The sequence below is a fragment of the Limnohabitans curvus genome (assembly GCF_003063475.1).
GTDB lineage: Bacteria > Pseudomonadota > Gammaproteobacteria > Burkholderiales > Burkholderiaceae_C > Limnohabitans > Limnohabitans curvus.
On record NZ_NESP01000001.1, the window covers coordinates 1502243 to 1521647 of the forward strand.

General features: G+C 58.0%; 15 protein-coding genes, 1 pseudogene and 1 riboswitch. Of the genes and pseudogenes, 7 read left to right on the top strand and 9 right to left on the bottom strand.

Features of this window, described 5'->3' with window-relative positions; genetic code table 11:
* Nucleotides 1-30: 30 nt before the first annotated feature.
* The 4 genes from B9Z44_RS07480 (at nt 31) to B9Z44_RS07495 (ending at nt 5354) form a co-directional block, all read left to right on the top strand.
* Nucleotides 31-984, top strand: a complete 954-nt coding sequence (locus B9Z44_RS07480) for an OmpA family protein (protein ID WP_108402077.1) — start codon at nt 31-33, stop codon at nt 982-984.
* Between the two features lie 94 nt (nt 985-1078).
* A complete protein-coding gene (locus B9Z44_RS07485) occupies nt 1079-2359 on the top strand; it encodes an HlyD family type I secretion periplasmic adaptor subunit (RefSeq protein ID WP_108402078.1) in 1281 nt (426 codons plus the stop codon).
* Between the two features lie 32 nt (nt 2360-2391).
* Nucleotides 2392-3801: a coniferyl aldehyde dehydrogenase gene (locus B9Z44_RS07490; protein ID WP_245912781.1), complete on the top strand. Its 1410-nt coding sequence runs from the start codon at nt 2392-2394 to the stop codon at nt 3799-3801.
* Nucleotides 3798-5354: an alkaline phosphatase D family protein gene (locus B9Z44_RS07495; RefSeq protein ID WP_108402080.1), complete on the top strand. Its 1557-nt coding sequence runs from the start codon at nt 3798-3800 to the stop codon at nt 5352-5354. The genes B9Z44_RS07490 and B9Z44_RS07495 overlap by 4 nt, the downstream gene beginning before the upstream one ends.
* A 3-nt stretch (nt 5355-5357) precedes the next feature.
* Here the strand turns inward: B9Z44_RS07495 and B9Z44_RS07500 are convergent, their stop codons facing one another.
* From B9Z44_RS07500 to recQ, 7 genes are all read right to left on the bottom strand, one after another.
* Entirely contained in the window at nt 5358-6065 is a 708-nt protein-coding gene (locus tag B9Z44_RS07500) for an ABC transporter ATP-binding protein (RefSeq protein ID WP_108402081.1), read from the bottom strand.
* Nucleotides 6062-6880, bottom strand: coding sequence for an ABC transporter ATP-binding protein (locus tag B9Z44_RS07505; RefSeq protein WP_108402082.1), 819 nt, complete (start codon nt 6878-6880; stop codon nt 6062-6064). Before B9Z44_RS07505 ends, B9Z44_RS07500 begins: the two co-directional genes overlap by 4 nt.
* Nucleotides 6877-8814, bottom strand: coding sequence for an ABC transporter permease (locus B9Z44_RS07510; RefSeq protein ID WP_108402083.1), 1938 nt, complete (start codon nt 8812-8814; stop codon nt 6877-6879). The genes B9Z44_RS07505 and B9Z44_RS07510 overlap by 4 nt, the downstream gene beginning before the upstream one ends.
* A gap of 67 nt (nt 8815-8881) precedes the next feature.
* On the bottom strand, nt 8882-10087 hold the full coding sequence (locus tag B9Z44_RS07515; RefSeq protein WP_245912782.1) for an ABC transporter substrate-binding protein: 1206 nt from the start codon (nt 10085-10087) through the stop codon (nt 8882-8884).
* A gap of 191 nt (nt 10088-10278) precedes the next feature.
* A complete protein-coding gene (locus B9Z44_RS07520) occupies nt 10279-12117 on the bottom strand; it encodes a phosphoenolpyruvate carboxykinase (GTP) (protein WP_108402084.1) in 1839 nt (612 codons plus the stop codon).
* Nucleotides 12118-12351: 234 nt separating this feature from the next.
* On the bottom strand, nt 12352-12483 hold the full coding sequence (locus B9Z44_RS15405; protein ID WP_255416737.1) for a hypothetical protein: 132 nt from the start codon (nt 12481-12483) through the stop codon (nt 12352-12354).
* A gap of 94 nt (nt 12484-12577) precedes the next feature.
* Nucleotides 12578-14476: a DNA helicase RecQ gene (recQ, locus tag B9Z44_RS07525; RefSeq protein ID WP_233246912.1), complete on the bottom strand. Its 1899-nt coding sequence runs from the start codon at nt 14474-14476 to the stop codon at nt 12578-12580.
* 110 nt (nt 14477-14586) lie between these two features.
* On the opposite strand from recQ, the gene B9Z44_RS07530 reads away from it, so the two are divergent.
* Together B9Z44_RS07530 and B9Z44_RS07535 are read left to right on the top strand one after the other, a co-directional pair.
* Nucleotides 14587-15630, top strand: coding sequence for a homocysteine S-methyltransferase family protein (locus B9Z44_RS07530; protein WP_108402085.1), 1044 nt, complete (start codon nt 14587-14589; stop codon nt 15628-15630).
* A 126-nt stretch (nt 15631-15756) separates the two neighbouring features.
* Nucleotides 15757-15999, top strand: coding sequence for a hypothetical protein (locus tag B9Z44_RS07535; RefSeq protein ID WP_108359510.1), 243 nt, complete (start codon nt 15757-15759; stop codon nt 15997-15999).
* Nucleotides 16000-16002: 3 nt separating this feature from the next.
* On the opposite strand, the pseudogene B9Z44_RS07540 reads toward B9Z44_RS07535, so the two are convergent.
* Nucleotides 16003-16146 (bottom strand): annotated as a pseudogene (locus B9Z44_RS07540) (DUF4377 domain-containing protein); the annotation flags it as partial.
* 12 nt (nt 16147-16158) lie between these two features.
* The gene (locus B9Z44_RS07545; RefSeq protein ID WP_211308693.1) at nt 16159-16464 is read right to left on the bottom strand and encodes a hypothetical protein; all 306 of its coding nucleotides are present in this window, start codon (nt 16462-16464) and stop codon (nt 16159-16161) included.
* Nucleotides 16465-16522: 58 nt separating this feature from the next.
* Nucleotides 16523-16617: riboswitch (S-adenosyl-L-homocysteine riboswitch) on the top strand.
* A 50-nt stretch (nt 16618-16667) separates the two neighbouring features.
* Here B9Z44_RS07545 and metH point away from each other — a divergent pair.
* On the top strand, nt 16668-19403 hold the full coding sequence (gene metH / locus B9Z44_RS07550; RefSeq protein WP_425437200.1) for a methionine synthase: 2736 nt from the start codon (nt 16668-16670) through the stop codon (nt 19401-19403).
* The last annotated feature ends 2 nt before the right edge of the window (nt 19404-19405 follow it).

The window sequence follows — 19405 nt, forward strand, 5'->3', positions numbered from 1 at the left end:
CCCGTGGTTTGTAATTTTAAAAGAGTACTTATGAATGTAATTTCTGCGCGCTTATTCAGCAGCCATTGTGTTGCAGCCACTGTCGCCGTGTTTGCGTTATTTGGGGCGTTTGTGCTGCCAGTGCAAGCGCAGCGAACCCCTGCCAGTGCCTATGCTGACTTTGAACTCAGTGGCAGCGTGACAGAGCCCCAGGGTGAAGAATACGTTGCGCCTCAAAAACTCAACCCTCGCTTGGCCCGCATTACGCTCTATCGCCCGGCACATGGTTTTGCCCCTGGTGCAGCGCACTTAGAAATTAACGGCCATTACCTGACCTCCTTGCAACTTGGCGGTTACACCGAAGTCTGTGTGGAGCCCGCAGAACTCCAGCTCTCAGCCCGCATGGTTCAAACCGGCAGCGAACTCAAAAACTTCCAAGACGCGACAGCCAAGTTGAAGTCACAAGCTGCACAAAATTTTTACGTGCGGGTTTTTGAATACGGTGACGGTCGCGCCACGCTCACCCCTGTTAAAGCAGACATTGCCCAATCCGAACTTAAGGACACGCGCTTGCAAATTCATGCCGTGTCTCGCCTGGCGCAAGCTAAGCCGTGCGTCGACTCTGTACCGCACTCTGCCGCCGCAACTGCCATGGTTAAGACAGAAAGCATTGTTTTAGGTTCAGACACGTTGTTTGCATTTGGTAAGGCCGACATCAAAGACATCGTGCCCCAAGGTCGTACAGCCATGGATACGCTCATTGCACGACTGCAAAAAGAATACGGTAACGACGAAGACGCACTCATCCAAATCACGGGCCATGCGGATCCTCTGGGCAATCCAGCATCTAACAAGCGCCTGTCGGAAACCCGCGCGCTTGCCATTCGCAAATACATGATTGAAGGCGGCATGAAGCCCGAACGTGTCACAGGCCAAGGCGTGGGCGCTGAACAACCGGTTATCACCGTCCCCAGTTGTTGGTGTGGGCCGATGTGGTGGCGGTGATTGATGCAGGGCAATGCGTGATGGTCGGGCCCAAACAAGAAATGATTGAAAAGCTGTCGCGTGGCGTTGAAGTCAAGATGGCCGGAGTCGCTGTATGAAACAAAAACTAATAGCAACTTGGGTGCAAGCCAAAACCTTGTGGGCCAAGTTCAAAGAGCTGTCGCAAGACGACAAAAAGATTGCAGGCTTTGGTGTGCGCACCGTGGAAGACGACGAGCGCGAAGCCAGCCGCTTGTTGGTGTGGGTGACGGCTGGTACTTTGTTTTTTGGGTTGATTTGGGCGGGGTTTTTTAGCTTGGATGAAATCACGCGTGGTCAAGGAAAGATCATTCCCTCCAGCCGTGAACAGGTGATTCAAAGTTTGGACTCTGGTGTCTTGAGCGAGATGTTGGTGCGCGAAGGCGATGTGGTTGAAAAAGACCAAGTGCTGTTGCAGATGGATGACACACGTTCAGGGGCAGGCTACCGGGAAGCAAATGAAAAGTATTTGTCTTTGTTGGCCATTGCTGCACGTTTACGCGCAGAGGCCAACAACACGACCTTGGCATTTCCGCCAGAACTCAAAGCCGAGCCACAGTTGATCACACAAGAAACGCAGGCTTACAAAGCACGCAAGCAAGCGTTGACGGAATCATTGCAAGCCGTGGATGCTTCGTTGGCAGCCATCACCCGTGAAATCACGCTCACCGAACCCTTGGTCAAAGGCGGTGTGATGTCGGAGGTGGAGCTGTTGCGCCTAAAGCGTCAACAAGCCGAATTGATGGGACAACGCGCAGAGCGCAAAAACCGTTACCTCACAGATGCGAACAACGAGTTGACACGTGTGTCATCCGATCTGTCGCAGACCAAAGAAAACGCCTCTGCGCGCGAAGATGCCTATCTGCATACCACCATCAAATCGCCCATGAAGGGCGTGGTGAAAAACGTGCAGGTCACCACCGTGGGCGGCGTGATTCAAGCGGGCCAACCGATTTTGGAAATCGTGCCTACCGAAGATGAAATGATGGTCGAGGCCTATGTCAAACCCGCAGAAGTGGCGTTTTTGAAGGTGGGTCAAAAAGCGGTGGTCAAGCTCACGTCATACGACTTCAACAAGTACGGCGGATTGGATGGCGAGCTAGAGCACCTGAGCCCTGACACCATGAAAGACGAACGCCAACAGCGCAAACCCGGCGCAACACCCGCGGACATGGACGAAGGTTTCTACCGCATCTTGGTGCGCATCAAAGACCCCAACCTCGTGCGCAAAGGGTTGAAGATCGCGCCCACACCGGGCATGACGGCGAGTGTGGAAATTCGAACTGGCCAAAAGACGGTGCTCGAATATCTGTTCCGACCTTTGCAAAACGTGTCCCAAGCCTTGCGCGAGCGTTGATTTAGGATGGGTGCCAGAGGGGTTAACTTTTGGTGCCAATTGAACATTCTTTTTTAAACAAAGCGCTGCAACGCCAGCGCGCCGCGCATAGGGCGCACGCCTATCCTAGCGAAGCGCAGCGTCGCAACGACTTGCTCAATCTCAAGGCCTTTGTGCGTGACAACGCCGAAGCTTTGGCCCAAGCCATCTCTGCAGATTACGGCCACCGTTCACGCCACGAAACTTTGTTGGCGGACGTTTTGCCCGTCATGCATGGCGTGGACCATGCGCTCAAACACCTCAAGCGATGGATGACGCCACAGCGGCGCAGCGTCGATTGGATGAAATTCTTCGGTGCGAAAAATCGTGTGTTGCCACAGCCCTTGGGCGTGGTGGGCATCATCGTGCCGTGGAATTTCCCCATTAATTTGAGTTTTCTAGTTTTGGTGGATGTCTTTGCAGCAGGCAATCGCGCCATGGTCAAGATGTCAGAGAACTCGCGTCACCTAACGCGGGTATTGATGGACTTGATGCCTCGTTATTTCAGTCCCGACAAATTGATTTTTTTTGAAGAAACTGGCGGCGTGGGCGTGGCGTTTTCAAAGCTCAAGTTTGACCATTTGGTCTTCACGGGTTCGACAGAAACGGGCAAAGCGGTCATGGCGGCTGCAGCCCCCAACTTGTGTCCTGTGACCTTGGAGCTGGGGGGCAAGTCACCCGCGTTGGTGTGCGAGGACTTCCCCTTGCGAACGGCTGCCGAGCGGATACTGTTTGCCAAGTGCTTCAACGCAGGGCAAATTTGTACCGATGTCGACCATGTGTACCTGCCTCGGCACAGCATTGCTGCATTTGTGGCGCTGGCAAAAGAGATCGTGCAAAAACGCTATGACACGCTCGATAGCCCTGACTTCACGGCCATCATTGACGCCAAGTCGTTCCACCGCTTAGTGGCGGCCTTGCAAGAGGCCCAAGCGCAGGGCGCAACCCTTGTTCCCTTGTTGCCAGGCCCGCATTGGGATGAACGCACGCGCAAGATCGCGCCGCACTTGGTGCTCAATCTGCCGCCCGGATGTGCTCTGCAAACTCACGAAATATTTGGCCCCGTGTTACCAGTGATGGGCTACACCACCTTGGATGAGGTGGTGCAAAGCATTCATGCGGCACCGCACCCTTTGGCTTTCTACCCATTCAGTAACAACCGGCAAATCATTCAGGACTTGGTGATGCGGACCATGTCCGGCGGCGTGGTCGTGAACGATGCACTGCTGCATGCTGCACAACACAGCTTGCCCTTTGGTGGCGTGGGCGAGAGTGGCATGGGCCACTACCACGGGCATGAAGGGTTTGTGAATTTTTCCAAGATGCGCCCCATTTTTTACCAAGCGCGTTTCAATGCGGTGCGTTTGGTTTGGCCACCCTATCGCCAGCGCATAGAGACCTATTTGAAATTTCTCATGAAATGAAAAGACGCGACTTCAACCAACACCTGCATCGCAGTGCCATTGCCTTGGCCCTTTCGCCATGGATGTCTGCCGTTGCAGCACCGACAGAAAAAGTACGCAGATGGTTTGCCAACCCTTTTGCATTGGGCGTCGCCAGTGGACGCCCGCGTGCGGACTCGGTCGTGTTGTGGACCCGTGTGTTGTTCAGTGAACAAGACCGTGCAGCAGGCACTGACCCGCTACGTGTGCATGTGGAGGTGTTTGTCGATGCGGCACTCAAACAACGTGTGCAAAAAACAGACGTCGTCACAGATGACGCGCGTGGTCACAGCGTGCATGTGCATGTGCAGCACTTACAACCGGGCACCGATTATTGGTATCGCTTCCGCCAAGGTGATGCCCTGAGTGCCGTAGGCCACACCCGTACGGCACCTGCGTTGAATGCCGATGTGCGACAACTGCGCATGGCATTGTCGTCATGCCAACACTATGAACAAGGGCAGTACATTGCACATGCGGAGATTGCCAACCAGCAGCTTGACTTTGTTTTGTTCGTGGGCGACTACATCTACGAGAGCAGCAACCCGCAATACGCGACGCGCCAACACAGCAGCGCCGAGCCTAAAACCTTGCCGCAATACCGCGAGCGCTACGAACAATACAAGCGCGACCCCATGTTGCAAGCCGCGCATGCGGCGCATCCGTGGGTGTTGATGTGGGATGACCATGAAGTGGTCAACGATTACGCCAATGACCAAGATCGCCATTACACCGACCCGCATCAAGTACTCAAACGCCGTGCCGCTGCGTATCAAGCGTACTTTGAACATCAACCTTTGCTGCTCGGCCCTGACGTTGATAACCGAGCCAATATGCGTTTGTATGACCAGCTCAGCTGGGGCAAGTTGGCGGACATTTGGACCCTCGATTGCCGTCAGTACCGCAGCGTTCAGGTCTGTCGCGACCCCGTCCGCGGCGGTGGTCGCATGGTGTTGCAGTGCGATGAGTTGAGCGACACCAGTCGCAGCATGTTGGGGCAGGCGCAAGAGCGTTGGCTGACCGAGCGTTTGAGCCATTCCAATCGCCAATGGAAGCTGCTGGCGCAAGCCACGCAAATCAGCTCCACCAGCATTCCCGCACCCGTTGGTCGCAGCTATTGGAACGATGCGTGGGATGGCTATCCCGAAGCCCGCAAGCGTCTGTTGCAAACCGTGGTCGATGCGAAGCTGCAAAACGTCGTCACCCTCGGCGGTGATGTGCATTGCAATGTGGCGGCCAACTTGCGCCTCGAGCCCAACAACCCGCAGTCGCCCATTGTTGCCAGCGAGTTTGTCACCACCTCCATCACTTCTCGCGGCTTGGGCGACAAGCCCGCGGCATTGATCCGTGAGAGCAATTCAGATTTGTTGCACTACCGTTCGGATGAGCGCGGCTACAGCCTGATCACTGTCACGCCCAATGCCGTGCGTTGTGATTTCCGGACCACAAAATTTCCAGCAGGCAGCGAAGCCGGCTTGAAAACGCAAGCGAGTTATGTGGTCAAGAGCGGCAAAGCAGGCCCGCAACCGGCCTGATGTTTATGCGGTGAGCACGCCGCGATCCAGCCTATAGCTGCGGTCGCTTACCCATTGCGCAAAATGCGTGTTTTGTTCAGACAGCAACACCCCCATGCCTTGGCCCTTGAGCGCCAAAATCATCTCGGCCATTTGCTCCACGATGACGGGCGCGACGCCTTCGGACGGTTCATCCAGCAACACCATCTGTGGATTGCCCATGAGTGTGCGAGCGACGGTGAGCATTTGTTGCTCACCCCCGCTCATGTGGCTGGCTAGGCGGTGCTGCATCGGGGCCAAGTTAGGAAACAGCGCAAATATTTTTTCAACTGACCATTGCGGTGCCGCGCTGTCACTTGCCAACTTATCCGCTAAGCGACGTTTGGCTTGTGCGCCTACTTGCAAGTTCCCCAGTACCGTCAAGTCAGTGAAGATACGGCGGTCTTCGGGCACATAGCCCAAACCCAAACGTGCGGCTTGGTAGGGTTCGGCGTTGGAAATGTCATGTCCTGCAAACACCACACGACCCGTGCGGCGCGGCATGAGACCCATGATGGCTTTGAGCGTGCTCGATTTGCCTGCGCCGTTGCGCCCGATCAGGGCTACGACTTCGCCCCGCGTCACCTGCAGGTCAGCATCGAACAGCACTTGCGCCGCCCCGTACCAAGCGTTGAGACCTTGCACGTTCAGTAAGGGCGTGATGGCGATGTTGGGCGTTGACGAGTGCGTCATGGTGCGGACTCGGTGTTGGATGCAGGGCCAGACGCTGCATGTGATGTTTGGCTCACCCTCGGTTCCCCAAAAGTTTTACCACTGCCAAAGTACACCGTCTGCACGTGTGGGTCGGCTTGCACTTGCGCGGGTGTGCCTTGCGCGATCAGTGCGCCACGAGCCATCACCAACACGCGGTCGGCGTGTTCAAACACCACATCCATGCTGTGCTCGGTGAACAGCACCGCCACGCCGCGCTGTGTCACCAAGCTCCGGGTGAGGTTCATCAATGCGTGTCGTTCGTCGGGGGCCATGCCTGCGGTGGGTTCGTCCATCAGCAACAAGCGCGGCTCGTTGGCCAGCGCCATGGCCAGCTCTAGACGCTTCACATCGCCGTAGGCCAAAGCACGGCCTGCGCGTTGGGCTTGTGTGTCCAGTTGCACTTGTTCCAGCAAATGCAGCGCGTCAGCACGACGGTAGTTTGCCGCGCGTCGCCAAGGCGAGAGCGATTGGCCATCGGACGACAGCAACGCCATTTGCACGTTCTCGATCACGGTGAGCGAGCCAAAGGTTTGTGCAATTTGAAACGTGCGGCTCACACCCATGCGCCACAAGTCATGTGGCTTGCGACCCAGCAGCGATACACCGTCTAAAGTGATACTGCCGCTGTCCGGCGCGAGCTGGCCGTTGACCAAATTGAAGGTGGTGGACTTGCCCGCCCCATTGGGGCCGATGAGGGCCAGCAGCTCGCCGGCTTGCAAACTGAACGACACATCGTTGACGGCTTGGTTACCACCGAAGGCTTTGTGCAAATGTTGAACGCTGAGCAATGTCATGCCGATGCGCCTCGCACACGTTGCCACAACGCTTGCACTGACCCGGCAATGCCTTGCGGAAACACCAGCACCAGCAGCAACATGCTGGCACCCAACACGGCACGCCAATAGTCGGTGCTGCGGGCCAAACTGTCTTGCAGCGCGGTGAATGTGACGGCACCTACCAACGGGCCGACGAGGGTGTGCACGCCACCGAGCATGACCATGACCAAGCCATCCACCGACTTGCTCACGCCCAACACATCGGGCGAGATGCTGCCCTTCGAGAATGCAAACAAAGCACCCGCCAAACCCGCAAAGCCAGCGGCCAGCACAAAGCCCAGCCACTGCACGCGCGCCACATTCAGGCCCATGGCTTCGGCGCGACCCACCGAGTCGCGGCTGGCACGCAGTGCGTAGCCCAACGGTGACATCAGCACACAGCGCAACGCAAACACGCTGAGTGCAACCAGCACAAGCGTGAGCCAGTAATAAGCGGCTTTGTCTTGCAACCACGCGCTAGGCCACACACCCGTGATGCCGTTGCTGCCACCCGTGAAGTCGTCCCACTGAAAACAGATGGACCACACAATTTGTGCAAACGCCAACGTGAGCATGGCCAAGTACACACCCGACAAGCGCACCGCAAACCACGCAATGGGTGCCGCCACCAAGGCGCTGACGAGTGGGGCCAACAACAAGGCCGCTTCGCTAGACACGCCCGCACGCAACACCAGCAGCGCTGCGCCATACGCGCCCACGCCAAAGTAAGCCGCATGACCAAACGAGTGCATGCCCGCAGGCCCCATGATGAAGTGCAAGCTGGCGGCGAACAAAACAGCAACCGCCAAGTCAATGCCCAGCACCAGTGTGTAGGGCGAATCCGCCGTGAACAAAGGCAGCGCCAACAACGCTGCACCAATGCACAGCCACACCCACTGTGTGCGCACGCTGCTCAAAGCAAACGGTGTCTCTTGCTCCGTGCTGGCACGCGGTGCGCTTTGTGGTTTGCCCAGCAAGCCCCAAGGCCGCACCATCAACACCGCAGCCATCACCAAAAACTCAGCAACCAACGTGAGCTTAGAAAACGCAAACGACACGCCCAAAATTTCCACCGTGCCAACTGCGATACACAGCGCTTTGATTTCGGCAATCAACAACGCCGCCACAAACGCACCGGGGATGGAACCCATGCCGCCCACCACCACCACCACAAACGCGTCGCCAATGGTGGCCATGTCCAGCCCCAAGTGCGCGGGTTCGCGTGGCAGTTGCAGTGCGCCGCCCAAGCCAGCCAGCGCGCAACCCAACGCAAACACAGCAGTGAACAAGTGACGCGGGTTCACGCCCAAAGCGCTCAACATGTCGCGGTCTTGCGTGGCGGCGCGTACCAACATGCCAAAGCGTGTGCGCTGTAAACACCACCACAACACGGCCAATACGAGCGGGCCAATCGCAATCAAGAACAGGTCATACGTCGGAAAGCGGCGGCCCAAGATATCTACCGCGCCGCTCAGGCCCGGGGCGCGTGGCCCCAGCAAATCTTCCGCACCCCACAGCCACAACGTGCCGTCTTGAATGACCAGCACCAAGGCAAACGTGGCGAGCAATTGAAACAGTTCAGGCGCTTTGTAAATGCGGCGCAGCAACAGCACTTCCACCAATGCGCCCAACATGCCGGTGACGAGCGCCGCGCAAAGCAACATGACAAAGTAGGCGGTGGTTTGGCTCGCAGCATCGCCCAACGCCACGCTCAAAGCTGACGACACAACGGGTGCAGCATGTGACACCAGCGAGTAAGCCACATACACACCCAACATGAAGAACGAGCCGTGCGCAAAGTTGACGATGCGCGTCACCCCAAAGATGAGCGACAAGCCCGCCGCCACCAAAAACAAAGACGAAGCAGCGGCCAGCCCGTTGAGGGCTTGTACGAAGAGGCTGGCGACGTCCATGAGGTGTGAGGGTTTGAAATTAAAACGCCCGCAAGAGGCGGGCGTTGTGTTGAGGTTCGAGGGGCGTTTAGTTGCTCGGTCTGAGTTTTTTCACAACGTCATCGCTGGGTTGCACGCTGGCGCCGTCGATGTAGCGGTAGTCTACCAACACACCCTTGCCGCCATCGTTCTTGGTGCGGCCCAAGAACGCGCCCATGGTGGACTGGTTGTCTTGCTTGCGGAACATCACGGGGCCATAAGGCGTGCTGAATTTCAAACCGCTGAACGCAGTGACCAGCTTTTCAGTCTCGGTGCTCTTGGCCTTGGTGATGCCTGCGGCCAAAGCCTGAATCATGCTGTAGCCCACGACCGAGCCCAAGCGCGGGTGGTCGCTGTACTTGCGGTGGTAGGCCAAGTAAAAGGCTTTGTGCTCGGGGGTTTGCACGCCGTACCAAGGGTAGCCCGTGACGATCCAACCGTTGGGTGTTTCGTCTTTCAAGGGCTCCAAATACTCGGGCTCGCCGGTCAAGAGGCTCACCACCTCACGGCCTTGGAACACACCGCGTGTGTTGCCTTCGCGCACAAACTTGGCCAGATCGGTAGCAAACAACACGTTGAAGATGGCGTCGGGCTTGGCATCTGCAATCGCTTGCGTGACGGAGCCTGCGTCAATCTTGCCCAGCGCGGGCGCTTGCTCGGCCACAAACTCCACATCGGGCTGCGCAGCCTTCAGCAATTGCTTGAAAGTGGCGGCAGCCGACTGACCGTATTCGTAGTTGGGGTACACCACGGCCCAGCGTTTTTTCTTGAGCTTGGCGGCTTCGGGCACCAGCATTGCCACTTGCATGTAGGTGCTGGCGCGCAGGCGGTAGGTGTAGCGGTTGCCGTTTTGCCACACCATTTTGTCGGTCAGCGGCTCGCCCGCGAGGAAGAACACTTTGCGTTGCTTGGCAAAGTCACCCAGTGCCAAACCGATGTGCGAGAGGAAGGCGCCCGAAAGCACATCCACCTTTTCGCGGCTCAGCAGTTCTTCGGCGGCACGCACCGCGTCGCCGGGCGAGGCGTTGTCGTCACGGATGACGAGTTGTAGTTGTTTGCCGTTCACGCCACCCGCGGCGTTGATTTCTTCCACCGCCAACTCCATGCCTTTTTTGTAGGGGTCGAGGAAAGCGGGCTGAGCTTTGTAGCTGTTGATTTCGCCAATCTTGATGACGTTTTGAGCGAAGGCGGGCAGGGCCGCCACGCTGAAGAGCAGGGCGGCGGTGCGCAGGGTTGATGCAAGTGTGGTGTTCACGAAAGTGGCCTTTGAAAGCAAGCGTGGGTTGCGGCAACCCACGCCTAAAAATGTGTGAAGCACGAATTGTCTTGCAAACCCAAAAGGCATTTGCATACGAGATATCAAAGCCCCAAAGAAAAAGCCCCGCTATGCGGGGCTCTTCACATTCAGTGCGCATCTTGCGATGCATCTGTGATGTTGCGCGGAGATTAAGCTTCCAAACGCGCAGCCAAAGCCACTTTGGTCGCGGTCATTTCAACGGGCAAGTGGTAGGCCAGTTGGGTGAACAACTCTTCGTGCAGCTTCAACTCGTCGACCCAAGCCGCTTTGTCGATGCTGGTGACGGTGTTGAATTGGTCAGCCGTGAAGTTCAAACCAGTCCAGTTGATTTCTTCATACGTGGGGCTCACGCCGAACACGTTTTCTTTGCCTGGGGCTTGGCCTTCGATGCGGTCAATCATCCACTTCAACACGCGCATGTTTTCGCCGTAGCCAGGCCACACAAACTTGCCGTCGTCGCCTTTGCGGAACCAGTTCACGCAGTAGATCGATGGCAGTTTTGCTTTGGCAGCTTCCAACTTTTCGCCCATGTCCAGCCAGTGTTGGAAGTAGTCGCTCATGTTGTAGCCCATGAACGGCAGCATGGCGAACGGGTCGCGGCGCACCACGCCTTGTTGGCCAGCGGCGGCAGCGGTGGTCTCGGAGCCCATGGTCGCGGCCATGTAAACGCCTTCGGTCCAGCTGCGCGCTTCGGTCACCAAAGGCACGGTGGTGGAGCGGCGGCCGCCGAAAATGAACGCGTCAATGGCCACGCCGTTGGCGTCGTCCCACTGGCTGTCCAGCGCGGGGTTGTTGGTGGCAGCCACGGTGAAGCGGGCGTTGGGGTGGGCGGCTTTGGCACCGGTTTCTTTGGCAATGGCTGGCGTCCAGTCTTTGCCTTGCCAGTCGATCAAGTGGTCGGGCAATGAGCCGGTGTCTTTTTCCATGCCTTCCCACCACACGTCGCCGTCGTCGGTCAGCGCGACGTTGGTGAAGATCACGTTCTTGTCCAAGCTGGCCATGCAGTTGGGGTTGGTGTGGAAGTTGGTGCCGGGGGCCACGCCAAAGTAACCCGCTTCAGGGTTGATGGCGTACAACTTGCCGTCCGAGTGCGGCTTGATCCAAGCAATGTCGTCACCGATGGTGGTGACTTTCCAGCCGTCAAAGCCTTCTGGGGGCACCAACATCGAGAAGTTGGTCTTGCCGCAAGCGCTGGGGAAAGCGGCTGCCACGTGGTACTTCTTGCCTTGGGGGTTGGTCACGCCCAAGATGAGCATGTGCTCGGCGAGCCAGCCTTGGTCACGGCCCATGTTGGAAGCAATGCGCAAGGCAAAGCACTTCTTGCCCAGCAAAGCGTTGCCGCCGTAGCCCGAGCCGTAAGACCAAATTTCGCGGGTCTCTGGGAAATGCACGATGTACTTGGTTTTGCTGCAAGGCCACTTCACGTCGGCTTGACCGGCTGCCAAAGGTGCACCCACGGTGTGCACGCAAGGCACGAAGGGGCCGTCGGTGCCGATCACGTCAAACACGGCTTTGCCCATGCGGGTCATGATGCGTTGGTTCACCGCCACGTAGGCGCTGTCAGACAGCTCGATGCCCACGTGCGCAATGTGCGACCCCATGGGGCCCATGCTGAATGGCACCACATACATGGTGCGGCCTTTCATGCAGCCGTCGAACAAAGGGTTCAAGGTGGCGCGCATCTCGGCGGGGGCCATCCAGTTGTTGGTGGGGCCGGCGTTTTCTTTTTTCTCTGAACAGATGTAGGTGCGGTCTTCCACGCGGGCCACGTCTGAGGGGTCAGAGCAGGCCAGGAAAGAGTTGGGGCGCTTGGCGGGGTTGAGCTTTTTGAAAGTGCCGGCATCCACCAGTTGTTGGCAGAGGCGGTTGTATTCTTCGTCGCTGCCGTCACACCAGTACACGGTGTCTGGCTTGCACAAAGCGGCCATTTCGCCAACCCAAGCGATCAGCTTGGGGTTCTTCACATACGCAGGTGCGTTGATAGTCATGGAAAGCTCCTAAGTCAAAAAATTGAGGTCAGAGCCCAGCGAGTTGCTGCGAGGCTCTGACCTCAATTCATTACGCCCGTGTGAAACGGTGCCTTATTTTAAGAAACCAACCCCTTACGGAGGCTTTCAAGGGGCATCAAAAAATAGAAAAAGAACCCAAAAGAATGCAAAAAAGCGCCAAGAGTGGCGCTTTTTTGAGGCTCGTGACCGAACATGGTGCGGTCATCAGGGCGTTTAGGCCATGAACACGGCAATGAAAGCCAACAAGAAAATCAGCACGGCGCCAGCAACGGGCAGCACGATGGGCATCAAAGGAACGATGGCTTCAACAACATCTTGTTCGGCCGCGTGGTCATGGTGTGACATGGTTTGTCTCCTATTTAAGTTCTTCAAATTCTAGGAGAGTTCGCCCAGTTTGCAGTCGTCGTGGAGACAGGGTAAACCCGTCGATGTCGCTGGCTTAGGCGGGCAGGCCCACCACGCGCAGCACCTCGTCGCCATAAGCTTCGAGCTTTTTGGCACCGATGCCTGCGATGCCTTGCAGGGCTTCGAGGTCGTGCGGCTCGGCCTGCGCAATGGCCGCCAACGTGGCGTCATGGAAGATGACATAGGCGGGCAAGTTGTGCGAGCGGGCCACCTCGCCACGCCAGGCCTTGAGCGCGTCGTAGCGTTTTTGGCCTGCGTCGTCCAGCGCAATCGGTGCGGCCTTGGCTGCGCCGCTGGCGGTACGCTTGGCTTTGCGGTCGGCGGGGGTGGACACCGAGGCACGCAAGCGCACGGTGACTTCGCCTTTGAGCACGCCGCGTGAGGCCTCGGTCAAATACAGGGTGTTGAAGGCCTGAGCGTCCACGCCCAAAGCGCCGATGGCAATCAATTGGCGCAACACGCCGCGCAACTGCACCTCGCTGAAATGCGCGCCGATGCCAAAAGTGCTGAGCTTGTCGTGACCGTATTGGGTGACTTTTTCGGTGACCTTGCCGCGCAAGATGTCCATCATGTGGCCCGCGCCAAATGACATGCCGCTTTGCTGCTTCACGCGGTAGATGGTGGACAGCAACATGCGGGCGGCTTCGGTGCCGTCCCAAATGTCGGGCGGGTTGAGGCAGTTGTCGCAGTTGCCGCAGGTGTAGCGGGGCGCGCCGTTTTCGGGTGATTGGTAGGTTTCGCCAAAGTAGCCCAACAGACGCACGCGTCGGCAGTCGGTCGCTTCGGCCAAGGCCAGCAGGGCGTCGAGTTTGCCGCGCATGACTTGTTTGAAGTCTTCGCCTGCGGGGCTCTCGTCGATCATGCGGCGTTGGTTCACCACGTCGTTCAAGCCGTAGGCCATCCACGCGTGCGCAGCTTGGCCGTCGCGGCCGCCACGGCCGGTTTCTTGGTAGTAGCCTTCGATGTTTTTGGGCATGTCCAAGTGCGCCACAAAGCGCACATCGGGCTTGTCGATTCCCATGCCAAACGCCACGGTGGCGACCATCACCAAACCTTCTTCACGCAAAAAGCGGTTCTGGTGCTTTTGGCGAATCGCGCCGTCCAAGCCTGCGTGGTAGGGCAGCGCGGCAATGCCCGCGTCGCACAAATTTTTGGCCACTTCTTCCACGCGCTTGCGTGATTGGCAATAGACGATGCCGCTGTCTTGCCAGTCGGGGCCGGTGTGTTCGCGCTGGATGAAGCGCAGCAGCTGGGTGGACGCGTCTTTCTTTTCGACGATGGTGTAGCGGATGTTCGGGCGGTCAAAGCTGCTGACGAACTGCTGTGCGTCTTCCAGCTGCAAGCGCTCCACGATGTCAGCGCGCGTCAGTGCATCGGCGGTGGCGGTGAGTGCCATGCGCGGTACGCCCGCGTAGCGCTCGTGCAGCACGGTGAGGGCGCGGTATTCGGGGCGGAAATCGTGGCCCCACTGGCTCACGCAATGTGCTTCGTCAATGGCAAACAGGCTGAGCTGGCCTTGCTCGTGCAACATGTCGAGCTGCGCCAAAAAGCGCGGCGTGGTGATGCGCTCGGGCGCGGCGTACAGCAGGGTGATGTCGCCACGGCGCAGGCGTTGCTCCACCGCGTTAGCTTCTTCGCCGCTGAGGCTGGAATTTAAAAAGGCGGCTTCAACCCCCGCCTCGTGCAGTGCGCCCACTTGGTCGTGCATGAGCGCGATGAGCGGCGACACCACGATGGTGATGCCGTGGCCTGCGCGTTGCCGCGCAATGGCCGGAATTTGGTAACAGAGTGATTTACCGCCGCCCGTGGGCATGAGCACCAGCGCATCGCCGCCGCCGCACACGTGGTTGACGATGGCTTCTTGTGGGCCGCGAAAGGCGCCGTAGCCAAAGACTTCGCGCAAGATGTCTTGTGGATTCACAGGCGTGGACACGGCAGCTTTCGGCGTGCGCTGACCAAGCTGGCAAGGCGGTCAGAGGGGGTGTGAGTGGGGATCAACGAGGGCATGAACCAGCTATTGTCCCTGCTTCTTACAATGGGGGGATGACCCAAGCCTACACACGCGCAAAAGAATTACCCGCCATCTTGGCCAAACGCATCGCCATCCTCGACGGCGCGATGGGCACCATGATTCAGCGCTTCAAGCTGACGGAAGAGCAATACCGCGGCGAGCGTTTCAAAGACTTTCACAAAGACGTGAAGGGCAACAACGAGTTGCTCAGCCTCACCCGCCCCGACGTGATTCGTGACATCCATGAGCGTTACCTCGCCGCTGGCGCTGACTTGATCGAGACCAACACCTTTGGCGCCACCACCATTGCGCAAGCCGATTACGACATGGCCGATTTGGCCTACGAGATGAACCTCGCTTCAGCCCGCATCGCCCGCGAAGCCTGCGACAAATACAGCACGCCTGACAAACCCCGCTTTGTGGCGGGCGCTGTGGGCCCCACACCCAAAACCGCCAGCATCAGCCCCGATGTGAACGACGCAGGCGCACGCAATGTGAACTTTGAAGAACTGCGCGCCGCGTATTACGACCAAGTCAAAGCCTTGGTCGAAGGCGGTTCGGATGTGTTGTTGGTGGAAACCATCTTCGACACGCTCAACGCCAAAGCTGCCTTGTTTGCGATTGAAGAATTTTTTGAAGCTACGGGCGAGCGCTTGCCGCTCATCATCAGCGGCACGGTGACCGATGCTTCGGGCCGCATTTTGAGCGGTCAAACCGTGACCGCGTTTTGGCACAGCGTGCGCCACGCGCAGCCGCTGGCCATTGGCCTGAACTGCGCTTTGGGTGCGACGCTGATGCGCCCCTACATTCAAGAACTCAACAAAGTCGCGGGCGACACCTTCATCAGCTGCTACCCCAACGCGGGCTTGCCCAACCCCATGAGCGACACCGGCTTTGACGAAACGCCCGATGTGACCAGCCGCTTGCTGCACGAGTTTGCCGCCGAAGGTTTGGTGAACATCGTGGGCGGCTGCTGCGGCACCACGCCTGAGCACATCGCAGCCATTGGTAGCGCGGTGGCTGACCAAAAGGCGCGCGCTTTGAGCGCGGGGCCTTTTTATCGCGAAGCAGCCTAAGTATTTAATCGCCCGTCAAAACGAGAGCTTTTGGGTTGATGGCTGATAAGGGTATACGCCAAGAGGCGGATTTACAGGGCGGCATTTGATTTCGAGAATGGCGGTAATCGTTCAACGTTACCGTTCATGTCCACAGAAATCACAAGTACTTCCCCTGCAGATGTTCATCTGCAGAGCCGCATCAACTCCGTGTTGGCCATTTATCAAGAACACGGTCACGTCAATCGGACCCTGATTTCTGAAAAGTTAGCGCTGACCAAGTTGCAAGCCAGCCAGTTGCTGCGCGAGTTCTTAAGCGCACATGCGCCCGTGGTGGAGTGGGACAACTACCGCAGCACTTACTTGATGACGCGGCCACGTCGCGCGTGAGGTTTATGGCGGTGTGGGTTGGCGAGACAACACACGCACCAGCTGATAGCGCGTATCGGCCATGTCGGCTGGCGGGTTCGCAGTCGGCGTCGCGCGCACCAATAATTTGTATTGCACCCCCGGCGTGAACGTGAAGCCCTCAATCGGGCTGTAAAAGTTTTACCACGTCAGCGCTTTCCCCTCTTTCACTTGCAAGCAGCGCATGGGCGCAGCACCCATGCATGCCACATCGTGCGCCGCCACGGTCAGCGTGATGTCTTTGGCTGGCGCGTTGCTGTGTGCGGCGGGACATTCGCCGTCAGACACCCAGCTTGCCCCTGCGTCTTTCATCATGCAGCGGTTGGAAAACGTTTGGCTTTGGTGAGGCAACTGGCCGCAAACAGGCGCGTATTCGCGGGTGCAGATGCCGGCTTGGGCCAGCGACGTGCAACAAAAAACAGAGAGGCTCAGTAAGATTTTTCGCATGGCCTGCATTTTCGGTGGCCTGTGGGGCCCGCAACAGCGCAGCGGTTAAAATAATGCCTTCCCCAAGGAGCGTTGCAGCTTCACCCGTCCTTTCAGGACTCGCGCGTGAAGTCAGGCTTGGGGCCGAATCTTTTGCAACGACGCTCACCTGTATTGATAGCCCCCAGGTGAGTACCCCCATGAATTCCACTGCAGTTCCCCCCATGAAGCTGTCTGGCCTTGAGCCAGTCTCTATTGGCGAGGGCAGTTTGTTTGTCAACGTTGGCGAGCGCACCAACGTCACTGGCTCTAAGGCCTTTGCGCGCATGATTTTGAATGGCGAGTACGAGCAAGCCTTGGCCGTCGCACGCCAGCAAGTGGAAAACGGCGCACAAGTGATCGACGTCAACATGGACGAAGCCATGCTCGACAGCCAAGCCGCCATGGTGCGTTTCCTCAACCTGATGGCGGGCGAGCCCGACATTGCGCGTGTGCCGGTGATGGTGGACTCGTCCAAGTGGTCGGTCATCGAAGCGGGCCTGCGTTGCATCCAAGGCAAGGGCATCGTCAACTCCATCAGCATGAAAGAAGGCTTGGACGAGTTCAAGCGTCAAGCCACCTTGGTCAAGCGCTACGGCGCGGCTGCTGTGGTGATGGCGTTTGACGAAAAAGGTCAAGCTGACACCTACGCACGCAAGATTGAAATTTGTGAGCGCGCTTACCGCGTGTTGGTCGACGAGGTAGGTTTTCCTGCTGAAGACATCATCTTCGACCCCAACATCTTCGCCATTGCCACCGGCATTGAAGAGCACGACAACTACGCGGTTGACTTCATCGAAGCCACGCGCTGGATCAAGCAAAACCTGCCCGGCGCGAAAGTGAGCGGCGGCGTGTCTAACGTGTCGTTCAGTTTCCGCGGCAACGACCCTGTGCGTGAAGCCATTCACACCGTATTCCTGTATCACGCTATCAAGGCGGGCATGGACATGGGCATCGTCAACGCCGGCATGGTCGGCGTGTACGACGACCTCGAACCCACACTACGCGAGCGCGTGGAAGACGTGGTGCTGAATCGCACACCCCAGTACAAAGAAGGCGAAGCGCACCTCACGCCCGGCGAGCGCCTGATTGAAGTGGCCGAAACCGCCAAGGGCGCAGCGAAAGACGACAGCCAAAAGCTGGCTTGGCGTGGCACGCCCGATGCGCCCGTCACCGTGGCGCATCGCCTGAGCCACGCGTTGGTGCACGGCATCACAGACTTCATCACCGATGACACGGAAGAGGCCTACCGCGACATTTTGGCCAAGGGCGGCCGCCCGCTGCACGTCATCGAAGGCCCACTGATGGACGGCATGAACGTGGTGGGTGATTTGTTTGGCCAAGGCAAGATGTTCTTGCCCCAAGTGGTCAAGTCGGCCCGCGTGATGAAGCAAGCGGTGGCGCACTTGGTGCCCTACATCGAAGAAGAAAAACGCTTGCAAGCCGAAGCGGGCCAAGACGTGAAAGCCAAGGGCAAGATGGTCATCGCCACGGTCAAGGGCGACGTGCACGACATTGGCAAAAACATCGTCACCGTGGTCTTGCAGTGCAACAACTACGAGGTGGTGAACATGGGCGTGATGGTGCCTTGCCACGAAATTTTGGCCAAGGCCAAAGAAGAGGGCGCAGACATCATCGGCTTGTCGGGCCTCATCACACCGTCGCTGGAAGAAATGCAATACGTGGCCAGCGAGATGGAAAAAGACCCGTATTTCCGTGACCGCCAAATGCCTTTGTTGATTGGTGGCGCGACTTGCAGCCGCGTGCACACCGCCGTGAAGATTGCCCCCAACTACAGCGGCCCCGTGGTCTACGTGCCCGATGCCTCACGCAGCGTGAGCGTGGCGCAGGGTTTGTTGTCAGACCAAGCCGCCAAATACATTGCCGAGCTGAATGCCGACTACGCCAAGGTGCGCGAACAACACGCCAACAAAAAGCAAACACCGTTGGTCACCTTGGCCCAAGCGCGTGCCAATGCCACGCCTGTGAGCTTTGACAACTACAAACCTGCCAAGCCAAAGTTCATTGGTCGTCGCGTGTTCAAAAACTTTGACCTGGCTGAGCTTGAGAAATACATCGACTGGGCGCCGTTCTTCCAAACTTGGGATTTGGCGGGCCCATTTCCTGCCATCTTGGAAGACGCCGTCGTGGGGGTGGAAGCCAAGAAGGTCTACGCCGATGGCCAAGCGATGCTGAAAAAAATCATCGCCAACCGCTGGCTCACCGCCAACGCGGTGGTGGGCTTGTACCCCGCGCAGCGCGTGGGGGACGACATTGTTTTGTATGCGGACGAAACCCGCCAACAGCAAGTGATGACTTGGTACGGTTTGCGCCAACAAACCGAAAAGCCCACCCGCGATGATGTGCGCAACCCCAACCGTTGCCTGGCCGACTACGTGGCCGACCAAACCCAAGCCGCAGACTACGTTGGCCTTTTTGCCGTGACCGCAGGCCTCGGGGCGGAGAAACAAGAAAAGCGTTTCATAGCCGCGCACGACGACTATTCAGCCATTTTGTTCAAAGCCTTGGCCGACCGCTTGGCTGAAGCCTTTGCCGAGTGCATGCACCACCGCGTGCGCACCGACCTGTGGGGCTACGCGGCAGACGAGGCTTTGACTAACGAAGACCTGATCAAAGAAAAATACCAAGGCATTCGCCCTGCGCCCGGCTACCCTGCGTGCCCCGACCACAGCGCCAAACAAGACATGTTCCGCGTCTTGCAATGCGACGACATCGACATGGGCTTGACCAGCAGCTTGGCCATGACGCCCGCTGCCAGCGTGAGCGGTTTTTACTTGGCCCACCCCGATGCCAAATACTTCAATGTGGGCCGTATTGGTGACGACCAAGTACAAGACTTGGCCCAACGCCAAGGTGTGGCGGTGAAAGACTTAGAGCGTTTGCTGGCGCCTAATTTGTAAGC